The sequence below is a fragment of the uncultured Pseudoteredinibacter sp. genome (genome assembly GCF_947502065.1).
Lineage (GTDB): Bacteria > Pseudomonadota > Gammaproteobacteria > Pseudomonadales > Cellvibrionaceae > Pseudoteredinibacter.
Genome location: NZ_CANMYE010000002.1, coordinates 360,341 through 385,577 on the forward strand (window position 1 = coordinate 360,341; position 25,237 = coordinate 385,577).

Below are 25,237 nucleotides of genomic sequence, written 5' to 3' on the forward strand. Positions count from 1 at the left end.
TTCGCCAAATCGCTAGACGTGATATATCAAGCGACATTAGCGGCCCACATCAACTGATTTCGCGACTGTCGATATAAGCTTTTACTCTTGATTCAAGGCGTAAACGCCAAGATCGCTGCTGAACACCAAAATCATCACGAGTACTTATGCAGCCCAATACGGCGCTAGGATACTGCACATCACTTGAATCATCGGCGAGCTGCCCAGTTTGATGCCCTAAAGAGCTTACGATGTCACTTAGGTACTCAGCAAACTCCTTTTCATCGCAAGGATCTGAACTGGCATAGTGATAAATTCCCCAGTTTTGCGCACCAGAGAATATTTGTTTGATCATAGCTACCAAAACACGGCAGGCATCATCAATAAATGTCGGCGAGGCTCGACGCTCTGCGCTAACGGCAACCTTATCTTTATCCAGTATTAGATCCAACAAACGGGTAAAGACACTATCGCCATGGTGGCATATCAGCCAACTTAAACGATAAACAATGTACTGCTCACACTGCAACTCGACCTTGCGCTCGGCATCCCAAAGAGCCTGCCCCAAAGCTGTTAAAGGAGACGGGTGATCATCTTCACGATATACGGTTAAATTTTCTCCACCAAAGACTTCATGGGTCGATAGCTGAACAATAGGAATGTTCAGGCTCTTGGCGGCCGAAGCCATATCTTCACTGGCGCTTATCAGCAAAGCCCTGCGCTCAGGATCGTCCCCAACAGAATAGGCCAGCGTATTGATAAGTAAATCAGCCCCCTCCTCGCGCAAGAACTCTAGCAGCTTTTGCTCTGAGTCCTCAGCAGCAAGAACATCTTGCGGCAGGCATTTCAAAGAGAAAGGCTCAAGCTGAAGCGCTTCAATTAAGTGCTGAGCGAATATCGACTGATCGCAACTAAGGATAATTTTTTGGGCCACGGGGATAACTACCTACACAAACATACTCACAACGTAATGGATCATAGCAAGCTCAGTGCAGGAACACTAATTAGCCGAACTCGTAATGGCAGGCGAAAACTAAATTCCATAAGAAAATATCAGAAATAAAAAAGGCCCGCATTGCGAGCCTTCATTTTTAGCGTTCATTAAGTACAAACTAAAATGGTAATGCACACATAAAATGAACATGGGTGAGTGAGTATTGGAATTTTTTGTTTAAAAACAAACACATAAAACCAACAACACAAGCTAACTCTACATCCCAATCAAAAAATGTAGATCAAACCCCTTAAAAAGCTTAAATAGGGGCTATAATCAACATTTTAGGATCTGGCATAGATTAACTGTGTCGCCCAGCTAGACTGGACGAGAGCTCACTTACAACAATATAAAGGTCTGCTATTGAAGTACATCCTAGCCTCACTTAACGACTTCATCAAGAGACTTGACATAAATTATCGTTATAAATCAAAGTGATAGACTACGCCACCATGTATAAGATAGTTCACGCGCCCATAATCAATACACAGCAGCAAAAGCTGCGCTGCCAATAGAGCTACAACTAGCAAAGGGTTAAACCTGAGTTTATTACTGCAGTAAAAGATCTTGTTTTGGCACCACTACATGGTTAACCAAGAGCTTCTCTTATTTATATTCAGAATGACCTTTATACAACCGCATCGGATTTAAACAATCCGATAGAAATTAGAAAACTTGCGAAATATTTTATACCCTAATTTGAATTTTAGTGAACTGGTAATCCCCACCGAAAGCACACTAGCTGATAAGGAGATCTGATGAGGCTACTACCAGGAAGGTTATTTCCTACCCTGTCATACAAAGTCGACAAGGAAATCAAAGAGACCTTATACAAAAACGATGCTTTTTTGAACAGCCGCTGGTCATTTCTCGAAAAGAGCATCGTTCAATGGTCTACACCCACAGGAAATAGAGTGTGGGCTGCTGGCGAAAATTGCACAGCAACGGTTGCTGTTAGTAGTAAAAGGGGCTTTTCACCACAGTCTCTAGACACAAACGAAAAGGTGGTCAAAGTGGAATCGAAAGAGGAACTCGAACTACACTAAGGGTCATTTAACGCGCCTTCTTGTAAAACCAATTTTGATAGCTCGAAATAGATATACCCTAATGTAAAAACGGAAAATAGCGCATTGACCCAAAAAGCATAAATAGCAGCCGAAATATGCGAGGAAAGCGTATGACCTAAGATTTGAATTCCAAAGAACTGCGCACAACCCAGAAAGATAAAAGTAGAAAGTGCAAAGATTAGCATGTAAGTGTATAAATATGATTTGGCGGCCTCTACAAGGAGAGAGGTAATTTTTGCGCCTAGAATCATTTTTAACTTCAGCTCCCTCCTTCTTCTAGCGACAGTATATGAAATATTAACAATCATTGTAAAAATAAAGAGCGTAACTACACACACTAGAAAAACAGAGAAGCCGTTTTTTATAAAAGTAAATTCCTTTCGAAAAGATATCAACTTTGTATCTAAATCGACAAACTCTGATACATAATAGCCAAGAGGGGAGAGCGTTTGATTCAATTCTTGCACAAGTTTTTTTGAACTTGCCCCATAGAACAAAAATTCATCGCTGCTAACCTTAATATTCTCATCATCCTCCATATTGTAGTACACAGTTGCACTGTTGGTTTTTCCATCATCAATTATTCCAAGTACAGCTTTAGGAAGTCTAACACCATATGTGTCTAAATATACTGTTCTTCCTACTAAGGAAGATGGCTGAGAGCTCAATCGTTCAGCAGCAACGCTGTTAAGAACCACCCCCCTATCTACACTTGAAGTGAATGTACTGCCAAACATCAACCCAAATTGCGCTGTTTTAAAAAAGTCAGGTGATAGAAAATGAATATTAGCTCTAGGTTTCGCTTTCCCTCCTAAGGTTGACAGGTGTGTCTCCCAAGGCTGCCCGAAACCTAGCGCGCCAACTAACGAGTAAATCTTGGCTGTAGAGCTATGACTATCTATCGAATTCTTCAAGTGGCTAAACGTATTCACAGGTGCTGAATTCGATCTTCTATCAACAGACAGATAGCTATAACCGCCAGACGCGAACCCAAACTCTTCTCTTGTGTAGTTTTCTACCACTTCACTGAAGTAAGGGATCAAACAAATAGAGACGGAAACAATGAAAACCTGAACATATAAAAGTACGCTTCGAACCCTAAGACTGGATTTGCTCTCCGTGTGCCTCAAACCAAGTGATTCTTCCTTTGAATATGAAAAGCTGACATATGAAACCAACGAAACAACTGCAACATAAAGAAATGCTATTACAGAAAAAACTACGATCAAGCCATCCAATTCCATCAATTGAATAATTGGCTGCAATGGTGTTGCTGATGAACTCAGCAACACCCACAACAATATTCCCGAAACGAAAACAGCAATCAGTACAGGCAGTATCGTGAGCTTTCCCAACATCAAAAAAACTGTAGTAATTGGAGCACCGAGCTTTTCATGTAGAGATAACTTTGATGCGTTTTTGTTAGTGAGCATTTTCACTAGAACTGAAATGGCCACCAGTAGGAAAACAAAGAGCAGCAATACAAACATAGCACTCCAGAGCGCTAGTTTAGACAGAGTTTTCAATGACTTAAAGTCATAAGACAAGCCTTTAAGGGGGGTCGCTCTAAAACCCTCCAAATTGAACTTTATGGACTTGGTAGAACTTATATCATAAAGATTTAAAGGAGTATGCCCAACAAAGTCAACAGGGTGATTTCTCGATTCAATTATCCCAATATAAACTGGGGCCAAACGAAAGAACTTTTCTCGCTGGTACGAAGGAACACTTTCATACATGGTGAACAACGAATGATTACCTTCTGCAGAAACCCAACCAAACTCCCCCTCAAAAGATAATCCATTAAATTCTGCACTAACGATCGATGAAACCGTGTAATCCATATTGTTCTGTAATCGCACAGAGTCACCAACGGCTAACGGTTTTTCTCTTAAACGATTCTGCTTTCCGTTAATAACTATTGATCGCGGCCCAGTGAGCCTCGGAGTTGATCCATTTTCATCGAATACGCCAAGAAAGGAAAAAAAATTGTCGGAGGTTAGTCCAATGTTTCCTATTGAGTTATCTTCTACAATGGAGGCTGAAGCAACCGCTAGCTCATTTTGCTCTGAAAATCTCTTAATGTCTTGGAGACTAATTCGACGAAACTCTGTGCCGGAAGCGTTAACCACGGTGTTAAAATTCCCAGCAATACCGGCGGGTGTATACGATTGACTACCCGCTAATACAGCGAATGCTATAGTGCTAACGGTCAAAAACGGGACTAGAAGAAGGGCTATAGTCGAGGCTAAGACCCTATCATGCAAAGCCTGCCTACTTAACATGACTGATATCCCCGCTATGCAGCGATACTTTTATGTTCGCAATATTGGCCACATCAGTATCGTGTGTTACAACACAAACAGCGGCCCCTTCATCGTTTATCTTATCTAAAAGCTTTACAACTTCCTTAGATGATTTGTCATCTAAGTTCCCAGTTGGCTCATCTGCAAATAATATAGCCGGACGATTTACCAAGGCTCGAGCAATTGCCACTCGTTGCTGCTGGCCACCGGAAAGTTGATGGGGATAATGATTAATACGATGATCAATTTCTAGCTGATTAAGAAGGGTTAATACTCTCTCCTTACCCTCAATGGCCCCCATGCCTCCATATTTAGTCGGCAACATTACGTTCTCAAAGATAGTCAAATCTCCCAAGAGATTAAATTCTTGAAAGACGAAACCGATGTCACTGGCCCTAACTTCCGAAAGTTCTCTATTGCTAAATTTCGACGAGTCTTTACCATTGAAGAGTACACATCCAGACGTAGGCTTAGCGAGTAGTGAAAGAACATTTAGTAAAGTTGACTTCCCAGAGCCCGAGGGCCCCACTATAGAAATATAATCTCCAGGCTTTATCGAGAAATTAATATTTTTTAATGCCGTAGTCTTTGTATTCTTGAAAGTGAATGATTTACTAACGTCTACAAGAGAAATTAAATCAGACATAAGGTACCTACTTATTCATTTCCGTTGATTGGCATTTATTTGGTTAGATTTTTAGCCAGCATTTTTGTCCCTGATGACACTAATGGAATACAGATATCTTAGTAAAATCATCTCCAGGCGAAGAAATATAAAGCCTCCCATTATCAGCTAGGTTATAGCCAGACCTTTTTAGCACCACAACATCGGACTGACTATAAATTTCTACTTTCTCAACGCTAGATATTGCAGAAGGGATTTTTATGTAGTGCCGAATTTCAACAGTGTCAGTAACAATTGTGCCTTCGACAAGCTGATTGGACTTAACTGTACTTGGTAGGTTTCCAAGTTCCACCGTCAACTCCACCATCTGATTCCTTGATTCCGAAGATATTTTCGTAACTGCCCCCTTATAAATAGTCCCAAAAATATCGAATCCAGCTTGATTCCCAATGCTAATTTTTCTTGCTTCAGATACAGGGACTTCCATTTCTACAATCCAAGAAGAATAGCTAGAAACTCGCCCTATTAGATCCCCCGTCTTCACTGAGTTACCGACTTTTGAGTTATCACTAAGTGTTTCAAGCGTTCCAGTCAGTTCTGATGTGACTGTGAGGTTTTTAAGTTCACCTTCCAACCTACTAATTGACAGCTTTCTATCATTTAAAATACGCCTTGACGCTTCACTATGCTTTGCTATTCGGATACGCTGTGTCTTGAGAGAGTTTTCATATCTAAGAGCTTCATTTTCAGCGATTATCATCTCCGACTTAGTTTTGCTATAGGCGAACTTAGCAATTACTCCTTTCTCGTAGAGAGGTTTCGTAAGGCGAACTTCTTCAGAAATACGATCAAAAGTTAGTTTTGATTTAGTAGCCTGAACCTCTAAGTTTGAAAGAGCCTGCTCCAACTCTACATGCGACTGAAAATTTTCAAACTCTAACTTATTGAAAGACTCTCTTTCCTTCGCTAGCCTACTCTCTAGATCTTTATTTTTAATGAGAATCACAGGCTGACCGGTTATTACTTCGTCCCCTGGTTGAACCATGTTCTTAATAATTACACCTGATGACTGAGAATAGATATCGAGATAAGTGGCAGGAATTAGCTTTCCACTACTGCGAATAACAACCCTTTTTTCTTCGACATCTAAACTCTCGAATTCAACGACACTATCTTCGTTTATAATCAGAATGTATAGGAGGGAAATTAAAGCCGTGAGGGCTGCGCCAACCCGATAGACGGTAGCCTTTTTGCCACTTGTATCTTCGATTGTTTCATCCACGCTGTACTACCTTTTTTCCTTCAAGGGTCAGAAGTGTATCTGACAACTTCAATGTTTCTTCTCTATGAGCAACCGATATTATAATCGATGCAGAATTTTTGATGCGAGACATTAACTCAGCTTCTGTGGCGCTATCAAGATGGCTGGTAGCTTCATCTAGCAAGAGGACAGGAGTTCCCCTATAAAGGGCCCGAGCCAAAACAATTCTTTGCATCTGCCCTCCAGAAAGCGTTTCCCCGCCAGCCATAAACGATTCAAAGTGATTCGACAGTGAATCTACATATGATTCCAAACAAGATTGAAAAACTACAGTATGAAGCCGTTCTATTGAGGTAATTGGATCAAACATACTTATGTTATCTGAAAATTTACCTTCAAATAAGCATTGATCGCCTTGCATACAAACCGATATCGACTGCCTCAACGTGTTTGATCCAATATCCTTAGTAGATACTCCCCCTATCAGCACTTCGCCAGATGTGGGTAATTCAATGCCTTGTATCAACTTTAGAATTGTAGTTTTACCACAACCTGACTTCCCACTGATTGCGATATTACTGCCGGCAGAAACTTTAAGGCTTACACCCTCTAGTATGTTGTTATTCTCGTATGAAAAGCTAACATCCCTAAACTCAATGTCAAAACCATCAGGCCTCACTTGACTTTCAGGTTCAGGAACCTCGTTCATTATATCATCTAAGCGCTGAAAATGTACTTTGAGGGTGCTGATAGATTTGAACTGTTCTAGTATTTGTTCTAGCTTTCCAAAAAAGGAGAGTCGCAGCATGATGAAGCCTACCATATCGCCATTTGTCATTACTCCGCTACCAACCATCTTCATTGAGAAATACAAGACTAGAAACACTTCAGCGGACAGAATTAATCCTCGAACGAATTTCGCGAACTCAACAGTCCCTATCAAGTCAACCTCTATGGACCCGGCATTTTTTGTTAGTCCCACCCAGTGGTTGAGGTGCGCAGCACTGGTATTGGTGGATTTAATCTGCTCGATTGAACCTAGCGTTTCCAATATAGAAGCGGATCGTTTCGCTTCCGCAATTAAGTGACTAGACTTCTTATTTGCATAGTCAGCCAGCATTGACCTGTAGAGAAGCAACATAGCCATGCTTGAAATCGTCGCCACTATTGTTAGCTTCCAACTAAACAAACACATCATTATAAGAGAGGTGAAAATGAAAGCAGAATCAACAAATATTGCCAATAAATCATTGGTGATAAGGTTGCGAATGCCATCAACCGAGTCCAATCTAGACGTTATGACACCATCGCTACGCGCCTTAAAGAACTTTACAGGAAGAGAAAGCAAATGTGACACTACACGACTTCCATACTCGATATTAATGCTATTTGAAAGGGATGATGCCAATCTCGACCGTATAACGCTAGAAGCGCTACCTAAAAACGAAAACACTGCGAATGAAATTGCCACATAAACTGCAGCCTCCACACTAGTGACCGAGTTATCCACTCCCCACTTTAATATATATGGCAGCAGAATTGCAGAGATTTATATGCATAAGCTTAGTGCTAAAACATGAAAAATTAGCCCCTTGAAGTGCTTGAGGCTTCTGATATAACTTTAAACGTATTCTTCCAAGTCCCATCACCCTTGAAGAACCAATAACAGTACTTGCACCTCAAATTACAATTCGACGCAAGCTTTATGATCACTTGAATTTTTTTAACTTCAGAGAATTTCTTGGCTGGTTGAAAATCCATTTTCAGAACCTAAATCCATTTCGGTATTAGTTTATAATTAAATTTATTTAACCTGAGCTGTTATTTTATACATATCCATTTCTTTTGTGTCAAAGATATAGGTTCCAGGACCACCTGGTTTATTTTCCACATCCATCATTGGCATTCCTGTCGCCTTGAAATAATACATCTGCTTGCCATCAACAACGTTAGTATAAACTGTGACGACCATATTATTCTTAAAGTCTATCGTATACTTTCCTTCCTTTTTCGTAATCAAAGGTGTTACTGGCTTTTCGTTTATTTCAGTGGTTAAAATTATCTCTGAATGAGCTTCGAAAGAAAAAAAAGCTAGAATTAAAAGCGGGGTTAGAAACAGTTTTCGCATGTGCTAGATCTCCATATCTGTATTACTTTTTTAAAATTACAGGGATATACCTGCATAGTCAACAGGGTTTTAATCTAACTTATATATAGGCACCTAAATTCGCATCTTCGACACTTTCATTCACCCACCACCTGTAACGCCTCCATACTACGAGCCAAATTGATCCGCGCATTAGAAAATGCTTCACTTTTACACAATTACATTAAAAAACCATTCAAGCCTCACATAGTTGTTACACTAAAATAGAATCAAACTAATAAACCATGTATTTATTCTAGTTGCGATAATTTAATTGCAAATGGCACTAACGTGCTAGCATGCAGCGCTGCACATCGAAGACAGCACGCAAAAAATAGATTTTTATTAGATTTTTTCAATTATTATCACTGTATCACTCCACAAATGCATACTAGCTCTCACATTGCCACCTGTTAGGATCTACAGAATTTCTTTATTGAAAGCAATCGCAAGCCCTTATAAGCTAAATCCGATTAAAAATTACTATCGGAGCTTACAAAAATGCAAATTTCAACTGACAACTTTAAAAACCTACTACTAAACACGATTGCCTACCTAGCATTCATTGGAGTTTCATGCGCTTGCGCACATGCAATCAATCAGTTTGTTCTTCCTCGCCTGGAGATAATTCAAAACTTTTTTGTAGCTGGTACTATGGACATTTGGTGGCAAAACAATACTCGAGGCATTGAAATCATCATATGGAACATAGGGTTCTGGGCTGCCTCTATCGTTGCAATAGTTTTGTGCATGATTTGCGCCATGAAAGCTAAGTATTTTTTTGACCAAGGAATGAAATGTATAGAGTTTAAATAGAACTTTAAACACGGCGGCACCCACATCAAAGGCTTACAAAATTAGAATTGCTGATTCTTCAAGCCTGCGCGCTGCCCATCTTTAGCTAATAATCAATTATTGGAACCTCGACGAAATTTACTTTAACTAGATATAGTGGCCTGCAAATGAACCAAATGACCAAGTGAGTTTGTTATTGCTGATTGCGTATGTGATGACCTCAACCTTTCTGTGACGTATAGCGTGACCCAATAGTTAGGTAACCCATCTACTCCCAACATGATTGGGTAGCGCTCACCATTACTAAAAATCAGATTTTTTATTTGCGACATTTAACGCCCCTTAATCTACATTTTATAAATGTATAGAACCTAGAGGCCTTTTTATCAACTCTACTTTTCAATAAAAACAAAAAAGGCCTGTAAAAACAGGCCTTTATAAGTTTTAGTCAACACTTTCTATTTATGTGGTCATCAAAATGGAATATCATCATCAAAGCTATTATCAAAACCTTGAGGCTGAGGCGCCGGCTGTGGTGCTGGGGCAGCCTGTTGCTGCTGTGCAGGAGGTGCTGACATTGGCGCCTGCTGTTGAGGGGCGGCTGCTTGTGGCGCTTGCTGCTGATAGCCACCTTGCTGTTGATAAGCTTGCTGTGGTTGCTGCTGAGGCATACCACCGCCTTGTGGCGCGTAACCTTGATCCATACCGCCTTGGCGGCCACCTAGCATTTGCATTTCATTAGCAACGATCTCGGTGGTGTAGCGATCTTGACCGGACTGGTCCTGCCACTTACGGGTTTGTAAGCGGCCTTCAACATAAACCTGAGAGCCCTTACGCAGGTACTCGCCAGCAATTTCTGCCAAACGGTTGAAAAACACAATGCGGTGCCATTCTGTGCGCTCTTGCTTCTGGCCGCTCTGCTTATCTGTCCAAGAGTCACTTGTCGCTACGCTGATGTTAGTTACCGCACTACCCGATGGCAGGTATTTGGTTTCAGGGTCTTGACCACAATTACCTACAATGATGACTTTGTTCACCCCTCTGTTACTCATATTTCCACCTTTATCTTTAAAATTCAGTAAGTTATGACAATAAAGTGCATTTAACACTCTATTGTTGCAATTCAATCGTCATTTGCTCGAAATTTGTGCACAGACCCCATCGCAATGGTAGAGTCTTTTATAGCTGCACGATACAGATTTACCCCTTGAGATGCTAGCTGCAGGCGCTCAGATCCTGCATGTAAATCCATGAATTTAGCCACCTGTTTCTTCAGCCCTGGAATTGCTCCTTTTGTCTCCTCATCCAGCACACGACTCAGCACAAATAACTGATCTTCAAGGCGCTGTAATTGATTCAAGTCCCCTCTATCCGACTGTGTTATTACTCTCATTTTCTCTTGCTGCGTCACCACCTCATCTATAAGCCGCGCATTTTGTTCTTTCAACTCTTTAATCCTTCTCCTGTACCCCACTAGAGTTTCAGCCTTAGTAGACTTCCCACTTCCCCTTTTTTGCCCTTCCTTAGCGAGATCTATCGCATCCAGAAGGTCTTTATGTATGAACTCTTTGGTTCTGGCATTTTTGGCGTAAATCGTATTCGCACCAAGCTTTGCTCCATTATCGAACGTAGCATTGGCTATCACAGCCGCAGCTGTAATTTTTTCACCCGATCTCACGAGAGCTTCTAGCGCCCCCATAACAGCATCATTGATTCGCTTCTTATTCGCTTGCCGCTTATTCATCTGAACCTCTACCAACCCATTTCAGGACAGTCTCTGCCCTATCTATCGAATCCTGAGATGCCTGCTGCAATGCGGGGATATCTGTAGATTCTGAAACTACCCTGTGCATTTTCAGACGTCTTTCCCACACCTCACGCCTATTGCTGGGCACACCGAAGTTTGTACACACCACACAGTGAGAATCGTCACGATTCACATAGTCTGGGTTCATACCATCTGTCGAGCACTTTGCGTACTTCCCTCGCGTATCCGACATAACGCAAACACCGTCAATCTGCGGGATTATTCGATAGTTATGACGCTCGATAAGCCCCTTCACAAAAGCATGCGCTGAATCAGGGGTAATTACATTCGCCACCGACTGTAGCACGCGTTTATAACGCCTCATTGCGCGACCAAAGCCCCCACCCATGACTTTCGTGCCTACCAGGGTTTCCTCCATCGCTTCATACATATACCTTTTCATTTCTTCTGTCAGGAAAGAAAAAACATTCTCATCCTCCGTGTAGGCCTTCGTGAAGGTTTCGTTATTGTGATATAGCATCTTTGATAAGTGATGCAGATCTCCAACCTCAAACCGCCAAGCCCACATCATGCTAAAAGCTCGACGCAGCATGTGCGGCCTAAGCCTATCAACTTCAGTATTTGATCTCTGCACAAACGTATCAAGCAGACCATATATAACAACTGTTGGCAGCTCCAGAGCCGGTACACCTCCTGCGGAATGCTGGAATGGATGTCGAATAAAGAACAGCTCACCATCATACGACTGACGCTTAAACGCAGTTAACCGCTTAACCACCCTAAGAGCCGTTACTAGCTCCGGCACAACCGACCTTCTCGTCTCCTTTCCCGCTACTGTGCGTGCAGTTTTCCTAACCCTGCCAACAAGCTCACCCTCACCAGATGACAATAAGGCGTCCACATCATCCAACCTGGTAGCGGCCAGCTCATGTTTTCGCTCCCCTAACAGAAGTAGAATAAGGAAGATTGAAGCCCCATAAATATATCTAGCTTCTTCAAATAACTGCTTTGAAGATTCCCCAACCTCCTTTTTATAGGCTCTTGCTACATATCGGTTATGTGTTTTCAAAAGATCTAAGTAGATATCAAGCTTTGAGAAAAAAGCAGCCGTATCGCCAGTGGCCCTCAATGCTTCATCCACTAGTACAAAAAGATCACGAGGTTTAATCGTTGGAGTGTGCCCTCCTGTCCCTCCTATGCGCTTAACAGCTTTACCCATAGACCCTGATTTCATATATGGATCAAAAGAAAAGCCTCCCGATATCTCACTTGCCAAAACCCAAGGTAAACGCAGCACAATCAGCTTAGTGCTAACGCTACTCTGGGAGAGGTTAAGTGTTAATAGATACTCTTCATAGGCACGAACATCAGCGAGAGTGACCGACTCCAACGTGCAACAATTACGTTCATATGCGAACCACATGAATAAACTCAATATCTCACGAGCAGCGACTCCTAGCGATGTTGTACGAGAGCATTCCGTGGCGTCCGATTCCATGTAGTGATATGAAATCTGCTTAGCCTTATCTATCCAATATAAGTGACGCCCCAGCAGGTCACTGTCAGCAGCGCTATGCGACCAATTCACCGTGTACTGCGAAAGAGAAATTCCTTCTACTTGCGGCTCCAGACGCCACACATCATCCTCAAGCGCACTTAACAGCCATTTCGGCTGAGCCAGCCCCTGATACCAAGTCTTTTCGTTGGGCCCTTCAGTATTTTGTAGTGACTGTTTTATTACTAGCTTATCCATGGCAGCACCACCTCATCTATTTTTTTAGATGCAACATGTAAAAGCCGCGATTTGGTTTGTGATATCAACGCCTGAAACTCCATTAGTTTCGGCTCCCAATATGATTGCCAGCGCTCGTTATTTTCGTATATCAACCTCGGCCTTTCTTGAATCAAATAACGCTCCCAAGCTAACCACTCAGCAACTAAATCTGGTGAGCTAAATATGACTCGTTTGGCATCACAGTCAATGCAACTGAGCAAGCTGGAGCAGTCACGCTGAGCTTCATTCTCACTGGCGCAGAAATAACCACTCCCTGTCCGCTTCATCTCACCGTCTGATCGCTCATCAAGCAGGAAACGCTGAAACTCTTGCTGTCGTCGCAACTGTACAGCCTGCGTCTCAACACCCTCTACATAACCTCGCGTTGTTGAACTGTTTTTATGATGCAGGTCGTGCTGTATCTGGTAGATACTCTTGCCCGACAACTTCTTCAAATATGCGTGAGTAGGGCGAAAATTTTCTCCTGTCACAAGCTCCACAAGAGGGTTCAATATTGCGTAACGCTCCGCAGCTTTCTTGATAGCACGACGAACTAGACGCGCTGAAGTAGAGGGGTCAAATTTACGAACAATACAAGCCGGTCCTGATGCCGGGGTGTATGACACAAAGAGTTCAGGACACTCTTTCTTAAGATGCTCCTTGCCACCTGGGACAAGAGGCAGGAGCTCACCAATGCGATTAGCTAAACTAGAAAATGCTCTAACAGTAAAGTCAGACTTAGGTAGGGCGACCGGTTTGGCTCCACCACGCCTCTTCCCAACAAACACATCAACATAGCCTTTTTCCAGAGCCGGGGCACAGCAGTCTAAATACATATATGACCTTAGCCCATCGACATTTGGGCACAACCTCTCGTCAGCAAGCCCAAGCAGAAAGTACGGCTGTAAGCTAATTGTGGTCGGAAAGAACGCTCCTCTGACTCTTGTGAGTGACCAGCCATCAGGCTTCTTACGCCAAGATTCCATAACCTGCCTCACAGAGTCTGAAGCTGGTATAGCACGGCCATAATTAGCGTAGAGCCATTTAACAACATGCTGTGGTGATTTTATGACCTGCTTTGGGTGCAGCGCCGCATACTCTTGAATCTCCCCCTCAGTGAGAGAACCAATAATCTCATCAACAAAGCTACAGTCTTGCTGGTACAGCTCGATTTCGTCTTTTGCGAATCGTTTGAGAGCATCCATACAGCCCATCCCAAACGCTAAGGACTGCGCTTCAGCAGGCTTAAGATTCAACTCACTCATCCAGTATGAGACATCACTGGAAATTGACTCGGTCACCTCATCGAGACGATAGCGGCAATGATCTATAAACGTCTTTTTATGAACCACATCCTCCATGGAGAAATTCTTAGGTAACGTCTGACTTGGTATAATTCCAGCAGCCATTAAATGACGAACAAAACTAAGGGCAGCTCCAAATTTTTGCGCTTTAGTGTTTAGAACAATCGAAGCATCCCTATCAAGCTCAACACGATAGTCACGGAGAGATTGTGAACTGATAGCACCTTGCACAGAAACAACATACCTAAGGTAAGGTAATATCGTATTGGCTACGGAGCGGCTAGCCGCTTGACCCCTCAAATGGAGCCTGAGCTCACGCACAATAAACTCATCATCATCCAGATTGCGAAGGTAACTAACCTCAATTGGCTCGCCCTCACTCATATCTAAAAGATACTCGCGAGATGGCGAAACGTGATGGACCTCAGCTGAAGGGGCAACCTCAAGTGGCTTCCTAGTAATCCGCTTAGCCATCCCAACCCCGACTATAAACATCAACCCCGATATATGTATCTATCGCGCCCTCGGAGCTATGGCCTGCAACTTGACGCACAACCGACTCTGCACGCTCAACACCCGCTAAAAATAGGTGGTCGTGCGTAGTTTTAAGAGAACAATGACGTAAGCCGTGCGTCCAAACAGGCTCATCGCTCGTAAGCATCTCTGCAGCAACCGCCTCTTTCCAAGCTGACCTCACCTGATTAGAAAGCGAGCGTGGACACAAGCTCTCGCCTGTCGTATCTGACAAAAAGACAAAGCCACTATCCTTATAAACTTCACGCTTCTTTACGGCCCTCCTCTTCCATTTAGAAACAACCTGCTCTCTCTCAGTGAATATAAACTCCCAGGTATTCTTAATGAGCAAGGGAGACACTGGAATTGTCCTCGGTTTAGAACCCTTAGTAACCTTTAACGTGATGGCTAGATCATACGATCCATCAATGGCATTTAGGGCTGTATCAAGGGATGGGAGACTATTGATCTTGAGGTTGGTAATCTCGTGGGCTCGTAATCCCATAGCACTCCCCCAATCGACCATCAATTCAAACCTAGCGGCCAGATGCTCACTCTTAGGGCCAAAAAGTTTTATCTTATCGATCCATTCTATACGAGGCGTGGGCCTATTAGCCTTAACACTGGAGGAGACTTTCATTGCGGGATGACTCATTACCCCAGCATCACTCAGCTTTACCCGCACCCTAAATGCACGACCTTGCCCAACCAGGTTGTAAACATAACCCTCAGTTTCAAGCCAATAGAGATACGACAAAACAGTTCGCAATACTTGAGATGCGTAGCTCTGTGTATTGCCTCGCTCAATGAGGCAATTTCGATAGACAGCAATCCAAGCATCATGGACATCTTGAAACGACATGCCGTCAACAGATAGCTGCGATAAGAAATCTGTCAAATGTTGAGCATAGGTGCCCAGAGTGGTAAGTGCAGCGCCCTCGGCATAAATCTCCAAGAACCAATTGAGAGATAACCAATCAACACTAAAATCGTCATCTAGAATCAACGGAAAACCGGATACTGGCACACCATGAAAATTAGCAGCTGTAGTTTTTTTTAATATCGGCATCCAAGCAAATCCCAAAGTTAAACTGCCACATCAACAGCATTAACAACTAATCGGTTTCTCCCGTTTCTAGCTGCGATCATCGATCCCAGAGCAAACACATGCACTCTGTGCCGATCGAGATTTAAAGCACCATTTAAATGGTGCAATTTAAGCTGCATTCTGATTGACTTCTCGCCCCAAGTCAACCAAAATCCACGCATCTTTCAAATGGTGCAATAAAATGCAAGCAATTCTCTCAGATATAGCCATTGTTAAAGCTGGCCACCCATTTAGAGGGACAATACCGAAGCATACGGAGGGCAATGCCCATGTAGTGCAGATCAGGGATATTGATAACGATGGCTTTATTCTCTGGGACCAACTGATCCAAACAATGATAACCGGAAGGAAATGCCCAGATTGGCTAAAGACAGGTGATGTGCTCTTTGCCGCCAGAGGGCAACGTAACATTGCCGCTTGTATAGACAAGGTCGATACTCCAACAATATGCGCAGCGCATTACTTCCTAATTCAGGTACAGCAGCCATCAACCATACTGCCTCAATTTTTGGCTTGGCAACTGAATCAAGAAAAAGCTAAGCGATACTTTGCGCAGTCGGCCGAAGGGAGCTCTCAAGTCAGTATCAGAAGAACTGTACTTGAGAGTACTCCGCTATTCATACCCACCATCCAGGAACAGCAGGCCATTGTTGCCTTAGACCGTAAAGCCAAACAGGAAAAGCGGGTATTAAACGCACTAATAAATAATCGAGCGCAGCAAATGCAAGCTATTGCCAGAGAACTGCTAGCCGGTACTTTAAAAACATCCGAACAAACATAATGCAACGGCTTGGTCGCATAAGACGAATTTTGACATTAAGAAAGGAAAGGTCATGCCAGACAACCAAATCAATCAAGACGAAATCAACAAAGCCGTTTGGGCCGCCTGTGATACATTTCGAGGCACCGTAGACCCATCCATCTACAAAGACTTTATCCTGACAATGCTGTTTTTAAAGTACATCTCCGATGTACACCAAGACAAGCTAGATGAGTTAAGCGCCGAGTATAGCGATGAACCAGAGCTGATTGCCGCCATGATGGGAAGCCAGTCTTTCATAATCCCTACCAACGCAACATTCTGGGACTTATACGAATCCCGCCATGAAGCAGGCAACGGCACGCGCATCGACCAAGCCCTCCACGCCATTGAAGAAGCCAACGGCAACAAGCTGAAAAATGTCTTTCAAGACATCAGCTTCAACACAGACAAGCTGGGAGATGAAAAACAAAAGAACGACATTCTCCGTCACTTATTGGAAGACTTCGGCAAAGAAACCTTAAACCTACGCCCAAGCCAAGTCGGCTCGCTTGATGTGATTGGCAATGCTTACGAATATCTAATCAAACATTTCGCTGCAAGCAGCGGGAAATCAGCGGGCGAATTCTATACCCCTCCCGAGGTCTCTGATCTGCTATCCATCATTCTTGAGCCACAACAGGGTGATAGTATTTGCGATCCCGCTTGTGGCTCAGGCTCGCTATTAATGAAGTGCGGTAAGCAGATACAGAAAAACTTTGACGGCTCTAAGCAGTATGAGCTATTTGGCCAGGAGGCCATTGGTTCCACTTGGTCACTGGCCAAGATGAATATGTTCCTGCACGGCGAAGATAACCACCGCATCGAGTGGGGCGACACCATCCGCAACCCCAAGCTTCAAGATAATAGCGGTGGTCTTCTGCACTTTGATGTAGTAACCGCCAACCCGCCATTCTCACTCGACAAATGGGGCCACGAAGATGCAGCACATGATCAGTTTGGCCGCTTCGGACGAGGCATTCCACCAAAAACCAAGGGCGATTACGCCTTTATCTCACACATGATCGAGACCATGAACCCTCGCACTGGCCGCATGGGTGTAGTGGTACCTCACGGCGTTCTTTTCCGTGCCTCTACCGAAGGGAAAATTCGCACCAAATTAATCGAGGAAAACCTTCTGGATACAGTGATTGGTCTGCCTGAAAAACTGTTTTTCGGCACAGGAATTCCTGCCGCCATTCTGATTTTTAAGAAGCAGAAAACCGACAAGAACGTCTTGTTTATTGATGCCTCGCGTGAGTTTCAATCTGGCAAAAACCAGAATCAGCTCACCCCAGAGAACATCCAGAAGGTTGTCGACACCTATAAAACTCGCGAAACGACGGATAAATACTCCTACCTAGCCACCCTCAAAGAGATTAGTGACAACGATTACAATCTCAATATCCCCCGCTATGTGGATACCTTTGAAGAAGAAGAGGAAATCGATCTAGCTGCAGTTCGCACCGAGCGTTTAGCCCTGCAAAAGCAGTTAGCCGTTCTGGAAACCGAAATGGAAGAATATCTAAAGGAGCTTGGCTATGCTGCCCAATAATTGGAAGAAGGGCACTATTGAGGACATTGCTAAAGTGGCATCTGGCGGCACCCCTAGTAGGGGTAATGATCTTTATTGGGGTGGAGACATCCCTTGGGTAACAACATCTGAAGTTAGATTCGGAATAATTTCTGATACTGAGCAAAAAATAACTTCTAAAGGTTTAAAACACTCATCTGCCAAGATATTCCCTAAAGGCACTATCTTGATAGCGATGTATGGTCAAGGAAAAACCAGAGGACAAGTAGCAAAGCTTGCTATCGAAGCTTCGACAAACCAAGCATGCGCTGCACTTCAGCTCTATACAGGGTACGATGTTGATTATTACTACCAATTTCTGGCAAGTCAGTATGAAAACATACGAGATCTATCCAACAGTGGAGGCCAGCAAAATCTGAGCGCGGGTATTATCAAGAATATACACGTACCAATCCCCCCACTCCAAGAACAACAAAAAATCGCCAAAATCCTCTCAACATGGGACCAGGCAATCACCACCACAGAAAATCTGATTAAAACCAGCAAGCAACAGAAAAAAGCCCTGATGCAGCAGCTTTTGACGAGCAAGAAGAGGCTGACAAACCCCGAAACAGGAAAAGCTTTCGAGAGGAATTGGCAATCTTCGGCATTTGGCAATATTTTTAAAGAACGTGTAGAAACTGGACGGGAAGACCTTCCACTTCTTTCAATAACATCAAATGACGGAGTTGTTCATCAAGAGAGCACAGGAAGAAAGAACACCTCAAATGAGGATAAATCTAAATACAGAAGGATATGCATTAACGATATTGGATACAACACAATGAGAATGTGGCAAGGCCGATCAAGCCTTTCTGATAAAGAGGGAATTGTAAGTCCTGCATACACTATTGTTACACCAAGCGACGCCGTCTGCCCTATTTTCGCAAGTTACCTTTTCAAGCTCCCTCAATTAGTGCACATGTTTTATAGGCATTCACAAGGGCTGGTTTCTGACACATGGAACCTAAAGTTTAATCACTTCAAGAAGATCCACTGGAGGCTTCCGCAAAAACCCGAACAACAAAAAATCGCCTCAATATTAACGGCTACGGACAAAGAAATTAAAGTGCTAGAAGCCAAGATTTCATATCTCCAGAAAGAGAAGAAAGCACTAATGCAACAGCTACTAACTGGAAAACGCCGAATTACACTATAAAGGATTATAAATGACCACCTCTGAAATGTTTACTGAATTTTTAAGTAACTTGGCGATAGCCAACGGTGCTTCTATTACATCGAAATACGAAGCAATAACTTCAGCTCTCAATAGGCAGTTCAGAGATACAGACTCAAAAACAGCCAATAGTTTGCAAGTTGGGTCTTATGGGCGCTGGACAGGTATTAATGGCATTTCTGACCTCGACATGCTCTACATCATGCCTAGCTCAAAATGGGATGACTACAAGGACGGCAGGCAGTCTCAGCTGCTTGACGACACCAAAGACGCGATAAAATCTCGATACCCAACTACAACCGTAAAAAAAGACCGGCTGGTTGTTCAAGCCATATACAGTGACTTCATGGTTGAGGTTCAACCTGTATTCGAACTAGAAGACGGGAGCTTTAAGTACCCAGACACCTACGACGGCGGCAGCTGGAAAGTTACCAAACCCCGCGAAGAAATCACAGCCATGAAGGAGTTTGTAGATCAGAAGAACAAAAACCTTCGAAAACTCAGCAAAATGGCTAGAGCATGGAAGAACCGTTGTGGCGTTGGTATTGGCGGACTTTTAATCGACACTCTGGCATACAACTTTTTGAAGTCGAGCACCGACTATGACAACCGATCAGTCGCATATTATGGCTATATGTGTAGAGATTTCTTTGAATATCTTTCAAACGAACCCAACAAAGACTATTACTTGGCTTTGGGCAGTAACCAAAGAGTTAATGTAAAAAGTAAATTTCAACGAAAAGCCAAAAAAGCTTACAACAACTGTGTCGAGGCCATTGACGCCGGGGATTCTTCATCCGCCCACAAGAAGTGGAAGAAAGTGTTTGGACGATCATTTCCAGCAGCAGCCACACAAAAATCCAAATCGTCAGCTCATGCATTTCGTGACACAGAAGAGTTTATTGAAGACCTTCACCCCATTGATATTAAGTACAATTTATCTCTGGAATGCGAAGTATCCCAGAATGGCTTCAGGGAAGCGCTCCTAGGTACCCTTTTAGCTAAACGCATGAGGTTACAGGCTAAGAAAAAACTGAAATTCTATATCTCCAATATCAATGTCCCTGAAGGCTATGAACTCAAGTGGAAAGTACTAAATCGCGGACCTGTTGCCGAAAGCCGTGACTGCATTCGTGGCCAGATAGTTCCTGACTCTGGCCATGAGAAAAAAGATGAAACAACCAACTTCAATGGTGAGCATATTGTTGAGTGCTATGCCATTCAGAACAATGTAGTTGTAGCACGTGACAAAATTCTAGTCCCCATTCAATAGGATCTGAAATGGACAACACTAATTTGAAGAAGCACATTGCCGAGACAGCCTATAACGTAGGTTATTCCGCAAAGCTCCATTTTTCGACATTTGAAATAATCGAGAAGCTTCCAGGTATTATTAGCTTTATATCAATGGCGTTTGGCATCTACGCACTAGCGTTTTCTCAACTCTCAACCAAGTTTATGTCATGTACTTTACTTATACTGGGCTTAACCGGCTTATATATCACCATGAGAAATGGGAATAAGTCCGATTATGAATCCAAAGGTATCCAACTAACCAACTTATTCAATGAATTGAAACACCTAATGTCTGAGGCTGAAGCTCCAAGCGGCAATGACGAAGACATTAAAGATAAGCTTAAAGATATTGAATCAAGGTACAGCAATAGCTGTGCTTCCGACCACATCATGTTCGCTACTTGGTTTGCACACTATAAATTCTTTTGGGAGCAACAAACCAACTGGATTCAGGTGTACCGCCCCTTTAAGTTTTTTAGAGACCAAGTGCCTTTAACACTCTGGGCAACCATCTGTGTTGCACTAGTGATTGCTATTTTTAATTATAGCGCACTGTTGGAACTGATTTTTGAATTCGCCAAGAACAAGGGGTACTGCTAATGAGCCAAACTATTGCCAACTTTAGCGAAGAATTCAGTGCCAAGATACCAGCTCTAACTCTACTCACCACCCTAGGGTATGAGTTTATACCACCTGCTGAGTGTATTACCCAGCGCGGCAACCTTTCCACGGTGATTCTTCCTAATGTATTGCGCGAGGTGCTGAGTCAGAAAACCTATGTATTCCTAGGCAAGGAACGCCTTCTCTCTGATGCAGCAATAGACAAAGTTGTGCATGAGCTAGCCAACCCGGCAATTAATGAGGGGCTGAAGGTGGCTAACGAGAAGATCTATAACGCTCTCACTTACGGCATTGGAGTCACTGAATTTGTGGACGGTAAAAAAGCCAGCCTCACCATCCATATAATTGACTGGGAAACACCGAACAACAATCAGTTCCACTTTACTGAAGAGTTGGAAGTGGAAAATGCACAAGGTACAGGCAAGCGCATTCCCGACATCGTCTGTTTTGTGAACGGCCTACCCTGGGTCGTAATTGAGGCTAAGCGACCTGACTCCTCCCATGAAGGCAAACCTACAGTGGCTGAGGGCATCTCGCAAAATATTCGCAATCAGAAGGTGGACGAAACACCCCACCTGTTTGCCTACAGTCAGCTACTGCTGTCCATCAATGGCCACGAAGGGCTCTATGGAACCTGCGGCACCCCCTCTAAGTTCTGGGCAAAATGGAAAGAGGAAGAGATATCCGATACAACCTTTTCCCAGCTGAAGAACACCCCTTTGACAGAGGCACAGCTGAACAGGCTGTTTGGGCACCGCTCGCAAAAGGTACGTGACGAATACCAATCTCTTATTGAAGGCGGGGACTTGGTTGTTACCGATCAAGATCGTTTGCTGATGTCACTGCTACGCCATGATCGCCTACTGGAGATAACCCAACTATTTACCCTGTTTGATAAGCAGGCAGGGAAGATCGTTGCTCGCTACCAGCAGGTGTTTGGAATTAAGGCACTAATTAACCGGGTGACCTCTTTTGATAATTCCCTACCCGGAGCCAGAAAAGGTGCCCGCAACGGTGGTGTCATCTGGCATACCACAGGCTCAGGTAAATCATTTACCATGGTATTTTTATCCAAAGCGCTAATTTGGATTAAAGAGTTGGCTAAGTGCCGCGTTGTTGTGGTGACGGATCGGGTGGATTTGGAAGACCAGCTAGCAAGCACCTTTGCCTCAGGTGGTGCACTGTCTGAAAAAGACCGAAAGATGGCCATGGCCACGACGGGCCGTCGTCTTGCCGAGCAAATTGGCCAGGGCAAAGAGCGAATTATTTTCTCAATCATCAATAAATTTGGCACCGCTATTGAGCTGCCAGAGTGCTACAACGACAGCCCAGATATTATCGTGCTGGTGGATGAAGGGCACCGCAGCCAAAACGGTGAGAACAGCATTCGCATGCAACAAGCATTGCCTAAGGCAGCTTATATCGGCTTTACCGGCACTCCTCTGCTGCAAGATGACAAAACAGAAAACAAGTTCGGCAAAATTATTCACTCTTACACCATGCAGCAGGCAGTAGAGGACAAAACCGTAACGCCGCTGCTGTATGAAGAACGAGTGCCTGAGCTGAGTACCAATGACCGAGCCTTGGATGCATGGTTTGACCGAATCACTGATACGCTATCAGACAAGCAGCGCACCGATCTAAAGAAGAAATTCGCCCAGAAGGGGCAGGTTTACCAAACCGAGGGCCGCTTAGAGCTGATTGCCCACGATATTTCCGATCACTTTCAAAACTTTAAACGTGAGGGCTTGAAAGGCCAGCTGGCTTGCGACTCAAAGGCCTCTGCTATCCAATATAAGAAGCTTCTGGATCGAATTGGCAAGGTCACCTCGGTTGTAGCCATGTCGCCACCTGACACCCGCGAGGGGCACGATACCGTCGATGGCGAAAGCACTGATATTGTTCAGAACTGGTGGAAAGAGAATGTTCTCAGCTCTGAATTTGGTCAAGATGAGAAAGCCTATACCAAGCACATCATTAAACAGTTTGGTAAGGATGGCGGGCCGGATATCATGATTGTGGTGGACAAGCTACTCACCGGTTTCGATGAGCCCAAGAACACCGTACTGTATATCGACAAACCGCTCAAGCAGCACAACCTGATACAGGCCATCGCACGAGTAAACCGTCTACACCAGAAGAAAGACTTTGGCTATTTGATTGACTACCGAGGCATTCTGAAAGAGCTGGACGCCACAATCGCAGACTATCAAGACCTCGCTGAACGCACCCAGGGCGGCTTTGATATTGATGATCTCAAGGGTCTCTATAACCGCATGGAAACCGAATATAAAAAGCTGCCGGGCTTATACAGTGACCTCTGGGCGATCTTTGATAAAGTTGCCAATAAGCAGGATGGACCAGCTTTGCGTCAAGTGCTTGCTCCAAAAATTGACACTATTGATAGCCAACTTACAGATACCAACTTGAAGCAACGTGAAGACTTTTATTCTCGCCTGACCGCCTTCGCCAACTGCCTGAAAGTGGCTCTGCAATCAGCGACTTACTTTGAAGACAAGAGCTTTGATGCGGTTGACCCCAAAACTGGTTTAAACCGGCGGGATCTGTATAAACAGACCTTAAAATCTATGTCTGAGCTGCGTAAGCAGGTGCGTGAAGATGCTGAAGAGACCATTGATTATGATGAATACGCTGAAAGCATTCGCACCATGCTGAACAAGCACATCGCCGGCGTAGAGATCAAAGAACCTGAAGGCGCGTACCTAGTTGGCAATATGGGTAAAGACATCAAGACCACTGAAATGACAGATGATGAAGCCCGCAACCAAAAAGATAAGATCACCGGCCGAGTGACCAAAATGATAGAGCAGGATTTGGCCGATGATCCTTACGCGCAGGAGTATTTCTCTAAGCTGTTGAAACAAGCAATACAAGACGCCAAAGAGATGTTTGATGCACCAGTCAAACAATACCTGATGTTTGCCGACTTTGAAGAGCAGGTGAAAGAGCGCAAAGTCGAAGGGCTACCGATTGATCGCTTCTCCTGCCTTGACCCTAAAATCAAACGTCATGTTCAAGCCTACTACGGCCTATTCCCTCACCACCTAAGCGAAGACAGCCCAAGTGAGGACGATTGCTTTAACTATGCACTGCACATTGATGAAGTGGTGACGGCAGCTGTGGCTGAGTTTTCGATCAACCCACAGGAAATTGAAAACCAAATACGCCGCCAGCTGATGCCTGTTCTTTTTAAAGCCATAGGTATGGATAAAACGCAGACCATGATTACAGACGTTATTAAGATTACGCGTCTAGGTGTCGCAACTGGCGTAGCAGGTCTCAATTAATGACCTCTGTGTGTGCAGCCGAGGGATACAAGGAAGAATACTGCTTTGTCTATGGTGATGAAGCTATCCCTTATGAAGTGATCAGGAAACCTCTCTCAGAAGGGGAGAAACGCCGAATCACGATCAAGGCTCACCCTAACTGCGATGTTGTTATTAGCGCACCTCAGGATGCACGGCCTTGCGACATACATGAAGCTGTTATGAAACGAGCATCATGGATTTATAATGCGCTAAGCGAGTTTCGAGAGCACTTAAAGTTCGTTCATCCCAAGGAATACACTAGCGGTGAAATGCTGTTCTATCTTGGACGACGATATGTCTTAAAAATCGTCGAAGATGCCGACACTCGCCCAACAGTCAAACTGACGCGCGGAAAACTGCTCGTTACACTAAACCACTGCAGGGAAGACAAGACTGAACAAGTGCGGACGATGGTGCGAAGATGGTACGAAGTTCGCGCCGAAATAGTTTTTCAGGAGCGATTACGCGAGCTTTTACCCCAAACCACATGGGTTGAAAAGCAACCAGAATTCCGGGTGCTAGCCATGACCAAACAGTGGGGCAGCTGCTCGATCAAAGGCAGCCTTATGCTTAACCCACATTTAATCAAAGCCCCCAAAGAGTGTATCGACTATGTGATCCTTCATGAGCTTTGCCATATAGCAGAACACAATCACAGCGAAAAATTCTGGCGCTTGCTGACTAGCGTGATGTCGAACTGGCAAGAAGTTAAACACCGACTGGATGGTATGGCTGAGCTGTATTTGAACGAATAAGTAGGCGGTCCACGCCATCAAACTACCAAGGCTAATATAGAGGCCGG

General features: G+C 43.9%; 19 protein-coding genes. 8 read left to right on the forward strand and 11 right to left on the reverse strand.

The window, feature by feature from the left end; all coding sequences use genetic code 11:
- Positions 1-49 precede the first annotated feature (49 nt).
- The 6 genes from Q1A41_RS08260 to Q1A41_RS08285 form a co-directional block, all read right to left on the reverse strand.
- On the reverse strand, positions 50-913 hold the full coding sequence (locus tag Q1A41_RS08260; protein WP_299977052.1) for a sugar nucleotide-binding protein: 864 nt from the start codon (positions 911-913) through the stop codon (positions 50-52).
- A 1,102-nt stretch (positions 914-2,015) separates the two neighbouring features.
- Positions 2,016-4,172, reverse strand: coding sequence for a hypothetical protein (locus Q1A41_RS08265; RefSeq protein WP_299977055.1), 2,157 nt, complete (start codon positions 4,170-4,172; stop codon positions 2,016-2,018).
- 142 nt (positions 4,173-4,314) lie between these two features.
- Complete coding sequence (locus Q1A41_RS08270) at positions 4,315-4,992, reverse strand: ABC transporter ATP-binding protein (protein ID WP_299977058.1); 678 nt, start codon at positions 4,990-4,992, stop codon at positions 4,315-4,317.
- A 79-nt stretch (positions 4,993-5,071) separates the two neighbouring features.
- Positions 5,072-6,253, reverse strand: coding sequence for an HlyD family efflux transporter periplasmic adaptor subunit (locus tag Q1A41_RS08275; RefSeq protein ID WP_299977062.1), 1,182 nt, complete (start codon positions 6,251-6,253; stop codon positions 5,072-5,074).
- On the reverse strand, positions 6,246-7,781 hold the full coding sequence (locus Q1A41_RS08280) for an ATP-binding cassette domain-containing protein (protein WP_363322347.1): 1,536 nt from the start codon (positions 7,779-7,781) through the stop codon (positions 6,246-6,248). The genes Q1A41_RS08275 and Q1A41_RS08280 overlap by 8 nt, the downstream gene beginning before the upstream one ends.
- Positions 7,782-8,036: 255 nt before the next feature.
- Complete coding sequence (locus Q1A41_RS08285; protein WP_299977065.1) at positions 8,037-8,360, reverse strand: hypothetical protein; 324 nt, start codon at positions 8,358-8,360, stop codon at positions 8,037-8,039.
- A 519-nt stretch (positions 8,361-8,879) separates the two neighbouring features.
- Between Q1A41_RS08285 and Q1A41_RS08290 the strand changes: the two genes are divergently transcribed.
- Complete coding sequence (locus Q1A41_RS08290; RefSeq protein ID WP_299977068.1) at positions 8,880-9,194, forward strand: hypothetical protein; 315 nt, start codon at positions 8,880-8,882, stop codon at positions 9,192-9,194.
- 452 nt (positions 9,195-9,646) lie between these two features.
- Here Q1A41_RS08290 and ssb read toward each other — a convergent pair whose 3' ends face one another.
- The 5 genes from ssb to Q1A41_RS08315 all read right to left on the reverse strand — a co-directional run bounded on the left by ssb (position 9,647) and on the right by Q1A41_RS08315 (position 15,601).
- The gene (gene ssb, locus Q1A41_RS08295) at positions 9,647-10,225 is read right to left on the reverse strand and encodes a single-stranded DNA-binding protein (protein ID WP_299977070.1); all 579 of its coding nucleotides are present in this window, start codon (positions 10,223-10,225) and stop codon (positions 9,647-9,649) included.
- A 71-nt stretch (positions 10,226-10,296) separates the two neighbouring features.
- Positions 10,297-10,917: a hypothetical protein gene (locus Q1A41_RS08300; RefSeq protein ID WP_299977073.1), complete on the reverse strand. Its 621-nt coding sequence runs from the start codon at positions 10,915-10,917 to the stop codon at positions 10,297-10,299.
- Positions 10,910-12,694, reverse strand: a complete 1,785-nt coding sequence (locus Q1A41_RS08305; protein WP_299977076.1) for a tyrosine-type recombinase/integrase — start codon at positions 12,692-12,694, stop codon at positions 10,910-10,912. The genes Q1A41_RS08300 and Q1A41_RS08305 overlap by 8 nt, the downstream gene beginning before the upstream one ends.
- Positions 12,682-14,493 carry a hypothetical protein gene (locus tag Q1A41_RS08310; protein WP_299977079.1) on the reverse strand — a complete coding sequence of 604 codons (1,812 nt, stop codon included), beginning with the start codon at positions 14,491-14,493 and terminating at the stop codon, positions 12,682-12,684. The genes Q1A41_RS08305 and Q1A41_RS08310 overlap by 13 nt, the downstream gene beginning before the upstream one ends.
- Complete coding sequence (locus Q1A41_RS08315) at positions 14,486-15,601, reverse strand: site-specific integrase (protein ID WP_299977082.1); 1,116 nt, start codon at positions 15,599-15,601, stop codon at positions 14,486-14,488. Before Q1A41_RS08315 ends, Q1A41_RS08310 begins: the two co-directional genes overlap by 8 nt.
- 220 nt (positions 15,602-15,821) lie before the next feature.
- Between Q1A41_RS08315 and Q1A41_RS08320 the strand changes: the two genes are divergently transcribed.
- The 7 genes from Q1A41_RS08320 to Q1A41_RS08350 are packed head-to-tail and all read left to right on the forward strand — an operon-like array spanning position 15,822 to position 25,190.
- Positions 15,822-16,421 carry a restriction endonuclease subunit S gene (locus Q1A41_RS08320; protein WP_299977085.1) on the forward strand — a complete coding sequence of 200 codons (600 nt, stop codon included), beginning with the start codon at positions 15,822-15,824 and terminating at the stop codon, positions 16,419-16,421.
- 52 nt (positions 16,422-16,473) lie between these two features.
- Positions 16,474-17,994, forward strand: coding sequence for a type I restriction-modification system subunit M (locus Q1A41_RS08325; protein WP_299977088.1), 1,521 nt, complete (start codon positions 16,474-16,476; stop codon positions 17,992-17,994).
- A complete protein-coding gene (locus Q1A41_RS08330) occupies positions 17,981-19,171 on the forward strand; it encodes a restriction endonuclease subunit S (protein WP_299977091.1) in 1,191 nt (396 codons plus the stop codon). Before Q1A41_RS08325 ends, Q1A41_RS08330 begins: the two co-directional genes overlap by 14 nt.
- A gap of 10 nt (positions 19,172-19,181) precedes the next feature.
- A complete protein-coding gene (locus tag Q1A41_RS08335; protein ID WP_299977093.1) occupies positions 19,182-20,462 on the forward strand; it encodes a hypothetical protein in 1,281 nt (426 codons plus the stop codon).
- A gap of 8 nt (positions 20,463-20,470) precedes the next feature.
- Positions 20,471-21,085, forward strand: coding sequence for an SLATT domain-containing protein (locus Q1A41_RS08340; RefSeq protein ID WP_299977096.1), 615 nt, complete (start codon positions 20,471-20,473; stop codon positions 21,083-21,085).
- Positions 21,085-24,414: an HsdR family type I site-specific deoxyribonuclease gene (locus tag Q1A41_RS08345; RefSeq protein ID WP_299977099.1), complete on the forward strand. Its 3,330-nt coding sequence runs from the start codon at positions 21,085-21,087 to the stop codon at positions 24,412-24,414. The genes Q1A41_RS08340 and Q1A41_RS08345 overlap by 1 nt, the downstream gene beginning before the upstream one ends.
- Positions 24,414-25,190, forward strand: coding sequence for a SprT family zinc-dependent metalloprotease (locus Q1A41_RS08350; protein ID WP_299977102.1), 777 nt, complete (start codon positions 24,414-24,416; stop codon positions 25,188-25,190). Before Q1A41_RS08345 ends, Q1A41_RS08350 begins: the two co-directional genes overlap by 1 nt.
- Positions 25,191-25,237 lie beyond the last annotated feature (47 nt).